Raw genomic sequence first — 230 nt, 5'->3', positions numbered from 1 at the left:
GGAAGAACAAGTTGTGGGGAAATCACTTTTGGGCACGGGGTTACTGCGTGGATACCGTAGGTATAAACGAAGAAATGATAAGAAAGTATGTGAAGTATCAGGAAAAGCATGAAGTTGAAGAGAGCCAGCTCCCTCTAAAAGAGGTGTGAAGGGAAGGCTCTCAGAGTCTGGACTTAGTACGCCCCTATGGGGCGTTTTCAATGCCACCTGCTATGCAGGTGGTTTTTTAC

Annotated in this window: 1 protein-coding gene; it reads left to right on the top strand. The window is 46.5% G+C overall.

Annotation, left to right across the window (positions count from 1 at the left end):
• Positions 1 to 149, top strand: a 149-nt coding sequence (locus tag GVK32_RS28800; protein ID WP_200842959.1) for a transposase, incomplete at its 5' end; no start/stop codon positions are given.
• Between the last annotated feature and the right edge of the window lie 81 nt (positions 150 to 230).

The organism is Klebsiella sp. 18074 (assembly GCF_902705905.1).
Classification (GTDB): Bacteria; Pseudomonadota; Gammaproteobacteria; order Enterobacterales; family Enterobacteriaceae; genus Klebsiella; species Klebsiella terrigena.
This window is presented reverse-complemented; position numbering and strand designations above follow the sequence as displayed.